Genomic DNA, 14,444 nt, shown 5'->3' on the forward strand with positions numbered 1-14,444 from the left:
CAGCGGCGCTGTCCCCGGTTACTGTCCGGCAGGCAGATAGGGAGAGGTGACGCCGGCGCGCTGCAGCTTTTCCTGATAATCCCGTTTGACGATATCCAGCGCCGCCAGCGCGGTGGCCGGATCGATCTCGTTGCATTCCAGCAGGTAAATCAAGTCTACCGCCAGCTGCAGTTCGGGTGAGGCGTTTTCCAGAGACATAGCACCTGCGCTTATTTAATTAATGGGATGAATAACTCGGGTATCGGCAGAGTATAGTGAACCCGGCGCGCAACCGGGGAATAATCATTAAAATATTGTGATAAATCTTCAAAAACCGTTTTCTTTGCGCTCGATATTGCGCTCGATGCGCGCCAACGCCTGACGACAGCGCATCAGCCGCCCCTCCAGCGCCGCCAGCTCGTGCTGCAGCTTTTGCTGCGCCGCCAGCGTGGTCTGGCGCCCCAGCAGGCTTTCCCGATCCTGAATCATGGCGATCAGCCGGCGTTCGTAATCCTGATGCTCGGCCAGCTTGTGGTAGAGATCGACCTCGGGGGCTTCCTTCGGCTGATTCTTGCGCCGCAGCGCCTGGGTCGCCAGCTCGCGCTGCAGGGCGGCGATCTGAGCCACCAGTTTTTCGGCCAGAAAAGCCACCTGGCTGGCGCGGCTGTCGTTAGCGGCGTTTTGCAGCTGGGCGAAGTTTTTCTCCACTTCGGCCAGGTAGTCGCGCAGCCGCGTGCCGCGGTTGGCGAACAGGGCGGCGTCGAACCGCGCCTGCGGGATCGGGGCGTCGCCGCGCGGGCTGACTTCGGCCGCCAGCGCCGCGATCTGCTGTGCCAACACCTGTAATAGACGCTGAGTGCTCACATAAGCTCCCTCTTGATTTCAACAGGCGTAAGCTTGCCCGCGATGCCGTCCTGAAACAAGCGCCGCATGCATATTCCGCCGGCGCGGCGCCGATGCTACAGTAAGCCGCAACCGATTGAGGAGCGAAGAACCGCATGACGCGTGGGTTATTGATCATTTTGGGCTGGTTGGCGGTGGCGCTGGCAACGTTGGGCGTGGTGTTGCCGCTGTTGCCGACCACGCCGTTCCTGCTGTTGGCCGCCTGGTGCTTCGCCCGCTCTTCGCCGCGCTTTCATCACTGGCTGCTGTACCGTTCCTGGTTTGGCCCTTATCTGCGCCATTGGCAGCAGCATCGCGCGCTGCCTCCGGGGGCGAAGTGGAAAGCGGTGCTGGTGATCGTGCTGACCTTCGCCTGTTCGCTGTGGCTGGTGAAAATCTGGTGGGTGCGCGGGCTGTTGCTGCTGATGTTGGCCATTTTGCTGACCTTTATGCTGCGCCTGCCGGTTATTGATCTGCCGCAACAAAAACAGCGCTGATTGTACCTTAAACTCCTCAATAGCTTTCAAGCCGCAGCCAGGCGACAAACGCAGGCATCCCCGGGAGCTTACTTAGGTAAGTAATGCGTGCGGTCAACAACGCTGTGGGGTGAAAGATGCAGGGGAGAGTTGCATTTGTCCGCCAGTTTGCATAGATTTGGGCGTTTTCGTGCGCGGATCGCCTGCCATTTTTTCTCCGGTGTGTTTCACCCGGGGGCGGCGGGTGAGCGGCGCGCCGGTTTTCAAGCAGTTTTATCAGGCAACAATTATGACCGCTACTGCGCAGCAGCTTCAGTTTATTAAAGACAGTATCAAAACCATCCCGGATTATCCGAAGCCGGGCATCCTGTTCCGCGACGTGACCAGCCTGCTGGAAAACCCGTTGGCCTACGCCGCCAGCATCGAGCTGCTGGTTGAGCGCTATCGCGAAGCGGGCGTGACCAAGGTGGTGGGTACCGAAGCGCGTGGTTTCCTGTTCGGCGCGCCCGTCGCGCTGGCGTTGGGCGTCGGTTTCGTGCCGGTGCGCAAACCGGGCAAACTGCCGCGCGCCACGCTCAGCGAAAGCTATGAGCTGGAGTACGGCACCGACAAGCTGGAGATCCACACCGACGCCATCACCGCGGGCGACAAAGTGCTGGTGGTGGACGATCTGCTGGCGACCGGCGGCACCATTGAAGCGACCACCAAACTGATCCGCCGTCTGGGCGGTGAAGTGAAAGACGCCGCGTTCATCATCAACCTGCCGGATCTGGGCGGAGAAGCGCGTCTGAACAAGCTGGGCATCGACTGCTACTGCCTGGTGGACTTCGCCGGTCATTGATGCGGCATCGCCCCTTGGGCACAACGGCCTCGCGGATTGCCGCGGGGCTGTGTTAGCATGACCCTCCAGATTACTCGACTTCTCCGGTATTAATGAGCTATCAGGTTCTCGCCCGTAAGTGGCGCCCTCAAACGTTCGCAGACGTGGTCGGCCAGGAACATGTCCTGACCGCGCTGGCCAACGGCCTCTCGCTGGGGCGGATCCATCACGCCTATCTGTTCTCGGGCACGCGCGGCGTGGGGAAAACCACCATCGCCCGCTTGCTGGCCAAAGGCCTGAACTGTGAAACCGGCATCACCGCCACGCCTTGCGGCCAATGCGACAACTGCCGCGAGATCGAGCAGGGGCGTTTCGTCGATCTGATCGAGATCGACGCCGCTTCCCGAACCAAGGTGGAAGATACCCGCGATCTGCTTGACAACGTTCAGTACGCGCCGGCGCGCGGCCGCTTCAAGGTCTACCTGATCGATGAAGTGCACATGCTCTCGCGCCACAGCTTCAACGCGTTGCTGAAGACGCTGGAAGAGCCGCCGCCGCACGTCAAATTCCTGTTGGCCACCACCGATCCGCAAAAATTGCCGGTGACCATTCTTTCCCGCTGCCTGCAGTTTCACCTCAAAGCGCTGGACGTCGATCAGATCCGCCAGCAGTTGGAAACGGTGCTGACGGCGGAGCAGATCACCAGCGACGCCCGCGCGCTGCAGCTGCTGGCGCGCGCCGCCGACGGCAGCATGCGCGATGCGCTGAGCCTGACCGATCAGGCGATCGCCATGGGGCAGGGGCAGGTGACCGCCGCCACCGTCAGCCAGATGCTCGGTACGCTCGATGACGAGCAGCCGCTGGCGATCCTCGAAGCGCTGGTCAGCGCCGACGGTGAAAAGGTGATGGCGCAGGTCGCGCAGGCCGCTTCGCGCGGCGTGGATTGGGAAAACCTGCTGGTGGAGACGCTGGCGTTGCTGCACCGCATTGCGATGGTGCAACTGCTGCCTTCGATGCTCGACAACCACTACGCCGCCGTGGAACAACGGCTGCGTGAGCTGGCGCGCACCCTGCCGCCGGCCGATGTGCAACTCTATTACCAGACGCTGTTGGTGGGCCGCAAAGAGCTGGCCTATGCGCCGGATCGCCGCATGGGGGTTGAGATGACCCTGCTGCGCGCGCTGGCGTTTCACCCGAAAGCGGTGATCCCGGAGCCGGTGGCGTTGGTGCAGACCGCGCCGGCGCCGATGGCGCAGCCGCAGCAGGCCGCATCGCCACAGCCGCCGCAGTTTCAGGACGCGCCGCCGCCGCTAGGGCAGCCGGCCGCGCCGCAGCGACAATCATCGACCCCTTTACCGGATGCCACCGCCCAGCTGTTGAAAGCGCGGTCCCAGCTGCAACGGCAGCAGGGAGCATCCACACCAAAAAAGAATGAGCCGGCGGCGCCAGGAATAGCGCGGCCGGCAAACTCGGCGCTGGGGCGTTTGGCTTCCGTGACCGAGCGCAGCCAGCAGCGCCTGGCGGAGAAGAAGGTGCCGGAAAAACCGGCGAAACCGGAAGCCTATCGTTGGCGCGCGCAGACCGAGCCCGAGGCGGCGCCGGAACCGCTGGCGACGCCGAAAGCGCTGCGCACGGCGTTGGAGCACGAGAAAACGCCGGAGCTGGCCGCCAAGCTGGTGGTGGAGTCGCTGGAGCGCGACGCCTGGGCGGCGGAAATCGATAAGCTGAAGATCCCGAAACTGGTGCAGCAGCTGGCGTTGAACGCCTTCAAGCAGCAGCCGGAGCCGGGCAAGATTAGCCTCCATCTGCGGTCTTCGCAGCGCCATCTGAATTCGCCTTCGGCGCAGAAGACGCTGGCCGACGCGCTCGGTGAGCTGTACGGCGGTCCGATCGAGCTGACCGTGGTGGAGGACGATAATCCGGCGGAGCGCACCCCGCTGGAATGGCGACAAGCCATCTATGAGGAAAAGCTGGCGCAGGCGCGCCAGTCCATCGAAGCGGATACCAACATTCAGACGCTGCGCCGATTCTTCGACGCGGATCTGGATGAAGAGAGTATTCGCCCCCTTTAAACGCTGCGCGATGTGCGCGGCCCTAGCGACGAGAGACGACTATGTTTGGTAAAGGCGGTCTGGGCAACCTGATGAAGCAAGCCCAGCAAATGCAAGAAAAAATGCAGCAGATGCAGGAAGAAGTCGCCAAATTGGAAGTGACCGGCGAATCTGGCGCCGGCCTGGTGAAAGTCACCATCAATGGCGCGCACAACTGCCGCCGCGTGGAAATCGATCCAAGCCTGATGGAAGACGACAAAGAGATGCTGGAAGATCTGATCGCCGCTGCGTTTAACGACGCCGCGCGCCGCATCGAAGAGACCCAGAAAGAGAAAATGGCCTCCGTCTCCAGCGGCATGCAGTTGCCGCCTGGCTTCAAGATGCCGTTCTGATGCAAACCAGCCCGCTCCTTGAATCCCTGATGGAGGCGCTGCGCTGCCTGCCGGGCGTCGGCCCGAAATCGGCTCAGCGCATGGCGTTTCAGCTGCTGCAGCGCGATCGCAGCGGCGGCATGCGCCTGGCGCAGGCGTTGACGCGCGCGATGTCGGAGATCGGCCACTGCGCCGACTGCCGCACCTTCACCGAGCAGGACGTCTGCACCATCTGCGCCAATCCGCGCCGCCAGCAAAACGGCCAGATTTGCGTGGTGGAAAGCCCGGCGGATATCCACGCCATCGAGCAGACCGGCCAGTTCGCCGGGCGCTACTTTGTGCTGATGGGGCATCTGTCGCCGCTGGACGGCATCGGGCCGGGCGATATCGGTCTGGATCGCCTGGAGCAACGGCTGGAAAAGGAAAGCATCACCGAAGTGATCCTCGCCACCAACCCGACGGTGGAAGGGGAGGCGACCGCCAACTATATCGCCGAGATGTGTGGCCAGTATGGCGTGCTCGCCAGCCGCATCGCCCACGGCGTGCCGGTGGGCGGCGAGCTGGAGATGGTCGACGGCACCACGCTGTCGCATTCGCTGGCGGGGCGCCACGCCATCAAGTTCTGATGTTTTCCCGGATGGGGCCGCCCGGCCCCATTGTTTTTTGCCAAAAATTTCCCGCCGTCCGCTTGAAAAACAAGACCCTGACCCTCATCTGATCCTCATTGTTCGATTTTGGTAGCCATTGTCTTTGAGGTAATCAATGAGTATGAAAGGTCAAGAAACCCGCGGGTTCCAGTCTGAAGTAAAACAGCTGCTTCATTTGATGATCCATTCGCTGTACTCCAACAAAGAAATTTTTCTGCGCGAGCTGATCTCCAACGCCTCTGACGCCGCCGACAAGCTGCGCTTCCGCGCTCTGTCCGCGCCGGAGCTGTATGCCGGCGACGGCGAGCTGCGCGTGCGTTTGTCCTTCGATAAAGAGCAGCGCACCCTGACCATTGCCGACAACGGCATCGGCATGCGCCGCGAAGAAGTGATCGAAAACCTCGGCACCATCGCCAAATCGGGCACCAAAGCGTTCCTGGAATCCATCGGTTCCGACCAGGCGAAAGACAGCCAACTGATCGGCCAATTCGGCGTTGGTTTCTACTCGGCGTTCATCGTGGCGGACAAAGTGACCGTGCGCACCCGCGCGGCCGGCGCCGCCGATGACGAGGGCGTGTTCTGGGAGTCCGCCGGTGAAGGCGACTACACCATTGCCGACATCACCAAAGAGACCCGCGGCACCGAAATCACCCTGCATCTGCGCGAAGGCGAAGATGAGTACCTCGACGCCTGGCGCCTGCGCTCGGTGATCGGCAAATATTCCGATCACATCGCCTTGCCGGTAGAGATCGAAAGCAAGAACGAAGAAGACGGCACCGTCACCTGGGAGAAGATCAACAAGGCGCAGGCCCTGTGGACCCGCAGCAAGGCTGACGTGACCGACGAAGAGTACAAAGAGTTCTACAAGCACATCGCCCACGATTTCACCGATCCGCTGAGCTGGAGCCACAATCGGGTGGAAGGCAAGCAGGAATATACCAGCCTGCTGTATATCCCGGCGCAGGCGCCGTGGGACATGTGGAACCGCGATCACAAGCACGGCCTGAAGCTGTACGTGCAGCGCGTGTTCATCATGGACGACGCCGAGCAGTTCATGCCGAACTATCTGCGCTTCGTGCGCGGCCTGATCGATTCCAACGATCTGCCGCTGAACGTATCGCGCGAGATCCTGCAAGACAGCCGCGTGACGCAGAACCTGCGCGGCGCGCTGACCAAGCGCGTGCTGCAGATGCTGGATAAGCTGGCCAAAGACGACGCCGAAGGCTACCAGAAATTCTGGCAGCAGTTCGGTCTGGTGCTGAAAGAAGGCCCGGCGGAAGATAACGGCAACCAGGAAGCGATCGCCAAACTGCTGCGCTTCGCCACCACCCATGGCGACAGCTCGGCGCAGACCGTGTCGCTGGAAGAGTACGTCGGCCGCATGGCGGAAGGGCAGGAAAAGATTTACTACATCACCGCCGACAGCTACGCCGCCGCCAAGAGCAGCCCGCATCTGGAGCTGTTCCGCAAGAAAGGTATCGAAGTGCTGCTGTTGTCCGATCGCATCGACGAGTGGATGATGAGCTACCTGACCGAGTTCGACGGCAAGCCGTTCCAGTCGGTCAGCAAGGCGGATGAAACGCTGGATAAACTGGCGGATGAAACCGAAGAGCAGAAGGCGGCCGAGAAGCAGTTGGAACCGTTCATCGAACGCGTGAAAACCCTGCTGGGCGACCGCGTGAAGGATGTGCGTCTGACGCACCGCCTGACCGATACGCCGGCGATCGTGGTGACCGACGCCGACGAGATGAGCACCCAGATGGCCAAGCTGTTCGCCGCTGCGGGCCAGCAGGCGCCGGAAGTGAAGTACATTTTCGAGCTTAATCCTGAGCATGCGTTGGTCAAACGCGCATCCGACGTGGGCGATAACGAACATTTCGCCGAGTGGATCGACCTGCTTTTGGATCAGGCGCTGTTGGCTGAACGCGGCACGCTGGAGGATCCGAACCTGTTCATCCGCCGCATGAACAAGTTGCTGTCCGCCTGAAGTTGATTATATGCGCCCTTAACGGCACCGTTAGGGGCGCATTTCCGGTTTTTCCCCGCATTTTCCCCTCTTTTGTTCGCTTGAATTTTTGCATGTTCCGCAATCGATTTCCTTCGCGCGCCTTGAGCCTGCCCCCCCTGAAATGGTATCGTTGAGCGTTTTCGCAATTTTATAAAAACTACATAGCAAGGGGATTTACGCAATGCGTATCATTCTGCTGGGCGCTCCGGGCGCTGGTAAAGGTACTCAGGCTCAATTCATCATGGAGAAATACGGCATTCCGCAAATCTCCACCGGTGATATGTTGCGCGCAGCCGTGAAGGCCGGCAGTGAACTGGGCAAGCAGGCGAAAGAGATCATGGACGCCGGCAAGCTGGTGACCGATGAGCTGGTGATCGCGCTGGTCAAAGAGCGCATCGCTCAGGAAGATTGCCGCAAGGGCTTCCTGTTGGACGGCTTCCCGCGCACCATTCCGCAGGCTGACGCGATGAAAGAAGCCGGCATCAACGTGGACTTCGTGCTGGAGTTCGACGTGCCGGACGAGCTGATCGTTGACCGCATCGTTGGCCGCCGCGTGCACGCGCCGTCCGGCCGCGTATACCACGTGAAGTTCAATCCGCCGCAGGTGGAAGGCAAAGACGACGTGACCGGCGAAGAGCTGACCACGCGCAAGGACGATCAGGAAGAGACCGTGCGCAAGCGCCTGGTGGAATACCATCAGATGACCGCGCCGCTGATCTCTTACTACAGCAAAGAAGCGGCAGCGGGCAACACCCAATACCGCAAAATTGACGGCACCCGCAAGGTGGCCGAAGTGAGCGCAGAGCTGGCGACTATCCTCGGTTGATAGCAAGCTGGCTGTGCATGACGCCGGGCCTGTGGTCCGGCGTTTTTTTTGCCGTTTTCCCGCCAAATTGTGATCGCGGCGGCTTGTTGCGGCCGTGCCCGTTAATCGCCCGCGCCAAATGGCGTATAACAAGCCTGCGTTTTCATCCTCAGCAGGGAGCCGGGCATGCTCAGACAGACCAAACTTCTGGCGGAAGCCACCGCGCGCCAGATCGTCCAGCGGGCGATGGGCATCATCAGCCATTCCGTCAACGTGATGGACAGCAACGGCGTGATCATCGCTTCCGGCAACCCGCAGCGCCTGTTCCAGCGTCATGAAGGCGCGGTGCTGGCGCTGGCGGAGAATCGGGTGGTGGAAATCGATCGCGCCACCGCCGAACACCTGAAGGGCGTGCGGCCCGGTATCAACCTGCCGTTCAGCTTTCGCAATCAGCGAGTGGGAGTGATCGGCATTTCCGGCGAGCCGGCCGAGGTGCGCGCCTACGCCGAGTTGGTCAAAATGGCGGCGGAGATGATGGTGGAGCAGGCGGCGCTGCTGGAGCAGCACCAGTGGGAAAAACGCTACCGGGAAGAGCTGGCGAACCAGCTGTTGCAGCCGCAGCCGAACACGGCGTCGCTGGAAGCGATGGCGGCGTATCTGGGATTGGATCTGCGCCAGGCGCGCATCGTCTGGATCGTCGAGCTGCAAGAGGCGCAGCCGCACCTGCTGCGCGAATTGCTGGCTGAGCTGGAGGCCACCCAGCGCGATGCGTTGATCGCCATTACCGGCTTTAATGAAATGACCCTGCTGCGCCCGGCCAGCATGGCGCAAGGCGAGTGGAGCCTGAAGCTGGAGCGCCAACAGGCTCAGCGTCTGCAAAACCAGCTCAAGCATCGCTTTCGGGTGCGGCTGATCGTCGGCGGTTTCTACGACGATCCGCAAAGCGCCTACCGCTCCAGCCTGACCGCGCGCGCCACCCAGGCGATGGCGCAGCGCCTGAAATTGCGCCACGCCACGCTGTTCTACCACGACTATCCGCTGCCGTCGCTGCTGTGCGATCTCGGGGAGGACTGGCGAGCGCAAGAGCTGGGGCGCCCCTGGCGGACGCTGGAGGAACAGGATGAAAAAGGCGTGCTGCGCGCCACGCTGCGCCACTATTTTTCGCAGAATTGTGATCAGACGCAGGCCGCCGCGCAGCTGCATATTCACGTCAATACCCTGCGCTATCGCCTGCAGCGCATCGAAGCCATAACCGGTATGAAAATCAATCAATTAACTGACTCTCTGCGGTTGTATATCGGCATGCTGATGCACGACTGAGTTGTGCCAACCCACAAATTCCGCGCCGTTCCTTCGGCGATTTTTTGTTGTTTCCCCTCAGGCCAACGCCGGGCGCGCGGGATATGTTGGCCTGCACATCAACCACGGAGAAAACAACAATGACAACCGTATCCACTCTGGGGGCGCTGGTGGCGTTAGCCGTCGCCATCGTCCTGATTCTACGCAAGGTTCCACCGGCTTACGGCATGATTGCCGGCGCGCTGGCGGGCGGGCTGTGCGGCGGCGCCGATCTGGTGCAGACCGTGACGCTGATGATCGGCGGGGCGCAGGGCATCACCAACGCCGTGATGCGCATTCTGGCGGCGGGGGTATTGGCCGGGGTGCTGATCGAATCCGGCGCGGCGCACACCATCGCCGAAACTATCGTACGCAAGGTGGGCGAAACCCGCGCGCTGCTGGCGCTGGCGGTGGCTACACTGATCCTGACGGCGGTGGGGGTGTTTATCGACGTGGCGGTGATCACCGTCGCGCCGATCGCGCTGTCGATCGCCCAAAAGGCCGGCATTTCTCGTGCGGCGATCCTGCTGGCGATGATCGGCGGCGGCAAGGCCGGCAACGTGATGTCGCCCAACCCGAACACCATCGCGGCGGCGGACAACTTCCACGTGCCGCTCACCTCGGTGATGATGGCCGGCATCGTGCCGGGGCTGTGCGGCCTGGTGGTGGCCTATCTGCTGGCGCGTCGCCTGAGCGATAAAGGTAGCAGGGTGATGGCTGAAGAGCTGACTCAGCATGCCGAAGGGGCGCGGCCGGGCTTCGCTGCGGCGATCAGCGCGCCGCTGGTGGCGATCCTGCTGCTGTCGCTGCGGCCGATCGCCGGTATCGCCGTCGATCCGCTGATCGCGCTGCCGGCCGGCGGTTTGGCGGGCGCGCTGCTGATGGGGCGAATTCGTCAGTGCAATCAGTTTATGGTATCTGGCCTGTCGCGCATGGCGCCGGTGGCGATCATGCTGCTCGGCACCGGCACGCTGGCGGGCATTATCGCCAACTCGGCGCTGAAGGATGTCTTGATTACCGGTTTGACGCACACCGGGCTGCCGGCCTGGCTGCTGGCGCCGCTGTCCGGCGCGCTGATGTCGATGGCGACCGCGTCGACCACCGCCGGCACCGCCGTCGCCTCCGGGGTGTTCAGCTCCACGCTGCTTGAGCTGGGGGTGAGCGGATTGGCCGGCGCGGCGATGATCCATGCGGGCGCCACGGTGCTGGATCACCTGCCGCACGGCAGCTTCTTCCACGCCACCGGCGGCAGCGTCAATATGGCGGTGCACGAGCGGCTCAAGCTGTTGCCGTATGAAACGCTGGTGGGGTTCACCATCGCGGCAATCTCGGCGCTGATGTTTGGCGTATTTAACCTGGCGGGATAAGGAACAGTGATGAAAACGCTGAAAAAAGTGGTTATTGCCCCGGATTCTTTCAAAGAGAGCCTGAGCGCGCTCGGCGTCGCCGACGCCATTGAGCGGGGATTCCGTCAGATTTACCCGCAGGCGCACTACGTGAAGCTGCCGATGGCGGACGGCGGTGAAGGCACGGTGGAGTCGATGGTGGCGGCCACCGGCGGTGAAATCGTTCAGGTGACGGTCACCGGCCCGCTGGGGGAGCCGGTGCAGGGGTTCTATGGCTTGTTGGGCGATGGCGAAACCGCGGTGATTGAAATGGCCGCCGCCTCCGGGCTGCATCTGGCGCCGCCCAACCGGCGCGATCCGCGCATCACCACCAGTTACGGCACCGGCGAATTGATGCTGGCGGCGCTGGATCGCGGCGTGAAGGCGATCGTTCTCGGCATTGGCGGCAGCGCCACCAACGACGGCGGCGCCGGAATGATGCAGGCGCTGGGCGTTAAATTGCTGGATAAGGATCGTCGCCCGCTGCCAATGGGCGGCGCGGCGCTGGCGCAGCTGGCGCACCTCGATCTCGCCGGACTGGACGCACGTTGGCAGCGGGTGAGCGTAACCGCCGCCTGCGACGTGGATAACCCGCTGTGCGGTGCAAAGGGCGCGTCGGCGGTATTTGGGCCGCAGAAAGGGGCGACGCCGGAGATGGTGGCGCAGCTCGATGCGGCGTTGCACCACTATGGCGAACTGCTGGAACGGGAAACCGGCCGCGCCGTGCTGAGCCAGCCAGGGGCGGGCGCGGCGGGCGGCATGGGGGCGGCGCTGCTTGGCATGCTCAACGCGCGCTTGCGGCCGGGCATCGAAATCGTCACTGAAACCCTGCGCCTGGATGAAGCGGTGCGCGATGCCGATTTGGTGATCACCGGCGAAGGGCGGCTGGACAGCCAGTCTGTCCACGGTAAAACGCCGATCGGCGTGGCGCGGGTAGCCAAGCGTCACGGCGTGCCGGTGATCGCCATTGCCGGCAGCCTGGCGCCGGATTATCCGGTGGTGCATCAACACGGTATCGATGCGGCGTTTTCGGTGCTCGATCGCATCGTGACGCTGGAAGAAGCGCTGGCGGACGCCGATCGCAATCTGCAGGTGACGGCGCGCAATGTGGCGGCGGTATGGCAGCTGGCGCAAGGAAGATGCCCACAGGCATAGCCTGTTGCTGTTATCGGTTTCGACGCAGGACTTTTCCGTTACAATAGCCGGCATTAATGGCTGCTGACATCCCGACCCAGAACGGAATGCCGGCCGGAAAGGAAATGAGGGGAACTGAGATGAAGCAAGAGAAACACGGCGTATTGCTGGTGAACCTGGGCACGCCAGATGCGCCGACCTCGTCGGCGGTCAAACGCTATCTGAAGGAATTCCTCAGTGACGATCGCGTGGTCGACACGGCGCCGCTGATCTGGTGGCCGATCCTCAACGGCGCGATCTTGCCGATCCGTTCGCCGCGCGTGGCTAAACTCTATCAGTCGGTGTGGATGGAAGAGGGTTCGCCGCTGCTGGTGTACAGCCGCCGCCAACAGCGGGCGCTGGCGGCGCGCATGCCGAATACGCCGGTGGAGTTGGGCATGAGCTACGGTTCGCCGAGCCTGGCGGAAGCCATCGACAAGCTGCTGGCGCAGGGCGTGACCAACCTGGTGGTGCTGCCGCTCTATCCGCAATATTCCTGTTCCACCAGCGCGGCGGTATGGGACGGCGTAGCCCGGGTGCTGAAAGGCTATCGCCGCTTGCCGTCGGTGGCCTTCATTCGCGATTACGCCGAACACCCAGCCTATATCGCCGCGCTGCAACAAAGCGTGGAGCGTTCGTTCGCCGAACACGGCCAGCCGGATCGGCTGGTGCTGTCGTTCCACGGCATCCCCAAGCGCTATGCGCGGCTGGGCGACGACTACCCGCAGCGCTGCGAGGATACGCTGCGAGCGCTGAGCGCCACGCTGCCGCTGGCGCCGGAGCGGGTGATGATGACGTACCAATCGCGCTTCGGCCGCGAGCCTTGGCTGACGCCGTACACCGATGAAACCCTGAAGGGGCTGCCGGCGCAGGGCGTGAAGCACATTCAGCTGATCTGCCCCGGTTTCTCGGCGGACTGCCTGGAAACGCTGGAAGAGATTAAAGAGCAGAACCGCGAGATCTTCCTTAAGGCCGGCGGCGAGAAGTTTGAATACATCTCAGCGTTGAACGACGAGCCGGCGCATATTGACATGATGCAGCAACTGGTGGCGCAGCGTCTGTAATCATCCATAATCTGTCTATTAGATGCATCGTGATCGGGCGGGGATGTGTTAACATTCTCCGCTTGTTAAACCGCCACCACCACCAATCACATGAAATTTCCTGGTAAACGCAAGTCCAAACACTATTTCCCGGTGAGCGCCCGCGATCCGCTTCTGCAGCAGGCCCAGCCCGAAAGTGAAATCAGCACCTCGTATATCGTCGGCATCGACCAGACGCTGGTGGATATCGAGGCGAAAGTGGACGACGCTTTTGTCCAGCGCTACGGCCTGAGCCTGGGCCACTCTCTGGTGATCGAAGATGACGTCGCCGAGGCGCTGTATCAGGAATTGAATGAAAACAACCTGGTCACCCATCAGTTCGCCGGCGGCACCATTGGCAACACCATGCACAACTATTCGGTGCTGGCGGACGATCGCTCGGTGCTGCTCGGCGTGATGTGCAGCAACGTGAAAATCGGCAGCTACGCCTACCGTTATCTGTGCAATACCTCCAGCCGCACCGATCTTAACTATCTGCAGGGCGTTGACGGCGCCATCGGCCGCTGTTTCACGCTGATCGGCGAAAGCGGCGAGCGCACCTTCGCCATCAACCCCGGCCAGATGAACCAGCTGCGCCCGGAAAGCATCCCTGAAGAGGTGATCGCCGGCGCGTCGGCGCTGGTGCTGAGCTCTTATCTGGTGCGCTGCAAGGAAGGGGAGCCGATAAAGGAGGCTACCCTGCAGGCGATCGAGTATGCCAAAAAGCACGATGTGCCGGTGGTGCTGACCCTGGGCACCAAGTACGTGATCGCCGACAACCCGCAGTGGTGGCGCGACTTCCTGAAGGAAAATGTGACCATTCTGGCGATGAACGAAGACGAAGCGCTGGAGCTGACCGGGCTGAGCGATCCGTTGACCGCCTCGGACATGGCGCTGGAGTGGGTGGATCTGGTGCTGTGCACCGCCGGGCCGAACGGCCTGTATATGGCGGGCTACACCGAAGAGGCCAACAAGCGTCAGACCCAGCACCCGCTGTTGCCGGGGCATATCGCCGAGTTCAACCGCTACGAGTTCAGCCGCGCCATGCGCCGCGAACACTGTGAGCATCCGCTGCGCGTTTACTCGCACATCGCGCCGTATATGGGCGGGCCGGAGAAGATCATGAACACCAACGGCGCCGGCGACGGTGCGCTGTCGGCGTTGCTGCACGATATCGCCGCCAACGGTTATCACCGCCACAACGTGCCGAACTCGAGCAAGCACGTGCGCAGTTACCTGACATACTCTTCGTTGGCGCAGGTGTGCAAATACGCCAACCGCGTCAGCTACCAGGTGTTGAACCAGCATTCGCCGCGTCTCACTCGCGGCCTGCCGGAGCGCGAAGACAGCCTGGAAGAGTCCTATTGGGAGCGTTAACCCGCTGAAAAAAAAAGGTCCGGCATGCCGGACCTTTTTTTGTGCGCGGT

The 14,444-nt window shown here is 62.1% G+C and carries 14 protein-coding genes and 1 other annotated feature; of the genes, 12 read left to right on the plus strand and 2 right to left on the minus strand.

Annotated features, from left to right (window positions below):
* Positions 1–18 precede the first annotated feature (18 nt).
* Entirely contained in the window at positions 19–198 is a 180-nt protein-coding gene (rsmS, locus tag ACJ8IP_RS10815; protein ID WP_016928837.1) for a pleiotropic regulatory protein RsmS, read from the minus strand.
* Between the two features lie 108 nt (positions 199–306).
* Positions 307–843: a primosomal replication protein PriC gene (gene priC, locus ACJ8IP_RS10820; protein WP_033642112.1), complete on the minus strand. Its 537-nt coding sequence runs from the start codon at positions 841–843 to the stop codon at positions 307–309.
* A gap of 134 nt (positions 844–977) precedes the next feature.
* On the opposite strand from priC, the gene ACJ8IP_RS10825 reads away from it, so the two are divergent.
* From ACJ8IP_RS10825 to ACJ8IP_RS10880, 12 genes are all read left to right on the plus strand, one after another.
* Positions 978–1,358 carry a DUF454 family protein gene (locus tag ACJ8IP_RS10825; RefSeq protein ID WP_069100196.1) on the plus strand — a complete coding sequence of 127 codons (381 nt, stop codon included), beginning with the start codon at positions 978–980 and terminating at the stop codon, positions 1,356–1,358.
* Between the two features lie 268 nt (positions 1,359–1,626).
* A complete protein-coding gene (gene apt, locus ACJ8IP_RS10830; protein ID WP_019454166.1) occupies positions 1,627–2,178 on the plus strand; it encodes an adenine phosphoribosyltransferase in 552 nt (183 codons plus the stop codon).
* A gap of 92 nt (positions 2,179–2,270) precedes the next feature.
* The gene (gene dnaX / locus ACJ8IP_RS10835) at positions 2,271–4,229 is read left to right on the plus strand and encodes a DNA polymerase III subunit gamma/tau (RefSeq protein WP_033651109.1); all 1,959 of its coding nucleotides are present in this window, start codon (positions 2,271–2,273) and stop codon (positions 4,227–4,229) included.
* Positions 3,562–3,626: a sequence feature (DnaX frameshifting element), on the plus strand. Its footprint overlaps the gene before it by 65 nt.
* A gap of 41 nt (positions 4,230–4,270) precedes the next feature.
* Positions 4,271–4,600 (plus strand): YbaB/EbfC family nucleoid-associated protein, encoded by a 330-nt coding sequence (locus ACJ8IP_RS10840; RefSeq protein WP_004940264.1) that lies wholly within the window; start codon positions 4,271–4,273, stop codon positions 4,598–4,600.
* Entirely contained in the window at positions 4,600–5,205 is a 606-nt protein-coding gene (gene recR, locus ACJ8IP_RS10845; protein ID WP_004940263.1) for a recombination mediator RecR, read from the plus strand. The genes ACJ8IP_RS10840 and recR overlap by 1 nt, the downstream gene beginning before the upstream one ends.
* Before the next feature lie 142 nt (positions 5,206–5,347).
* A complete protein-coding gene (gene htpG / locus ACJ8IP_RS10850; RefSeq protein WP_033651110.1) occupies positions 5,348–7,213 on the plus strand; it encodes a molecular chaperone HtpG in 1,866 nt (621 codons plus the stop codon).
* A 202-nt stretch (positions 7,214–7,415) separates the two neighbouring features.
* Positions 7,416–8,060: an adenylate kinase gene (gene adk / locus ACJ8IP_RS10855; protein WP_004940261.1), complete on the plus strand. Its 645-nt coding sequence runs from the start codon at positions 7,416–7,418 to the stop codon at positions 8,058–8,060.
* Between the two features lie 165 nt (positions 8,061–8,225).
* Positions 8,226–9,359 carry a sugar diacid recognition domain-containing protein gene (locus ACJ8IP_RS10860; RefSeq protein ID WP_164107007.1) on the plus strand — a complete coding sequence of 378 codons (1,134 nt, stop codon included), beginning with the start codon at positions 8,226–8,228 and terminating at the stop codon, positions 9,357–9,359.
* A 119-nt stretch (positions 9,360–9,478) separates the two neighbouring features.
* A complete protein-coding gene (locus ACJ8IP_RS10865) occupies positions 9,479–10,744 on the plus strand; it encodes a GntP family permease (RefSeq protein ID WP_042783808.1) in 1,266 nt (421 codons plus the stop codon).
* A gap of 9 nt (positions 10,745–10,753) precedes the next feature.
* Positions 10,754–11,917, plus strand: coding sequence for a glycerate kinase (locus tag ACJ8IP_RS10870; RefSeq protein ID WP_164107006.1), 1,164 nt, complete (start codon positions 10,754–10,756; stop codon positions 11,915–11,917).
* A 119-nt stretch (positions 11,918–12,036) separates the two neighbouring features.
* Positions 12,037–12,999, plus strand: a complete 963-nt coding sequence (hemH, locus tag ACJ8IP_RS10875) for a ferrochelatase (RefSeq protein ID WP_004940253.1) — start codon at positions 12,037–12,039, stop codon at positions 12,997–12,999.
* Between the two features lie 90 nt (positions 13,000–13,089).
* Positions 13,090–14,394: an inosine/guanosine kinase gene (locus ACJ8IP_RS10880; protein WP_033651114.1), complete on the plus strand. Its 1,305-nt coding sequence runs from the start codon at positions 13,090–13,092 to the stop codon at positions 14,392–14,394.
* Positions 14,395–14,444: the final 50 nt, after the last annotated feature.

This window comes from Serratia sp. CY52157 (genome assembly GCF_052168495.1).
Classification (GTDB): Bacteria; Pseudomonadota; Gammaproteobacteria; order Enterobacterales; family Enterobacteriaceae; genus Serratia; species Serratia ureilytica.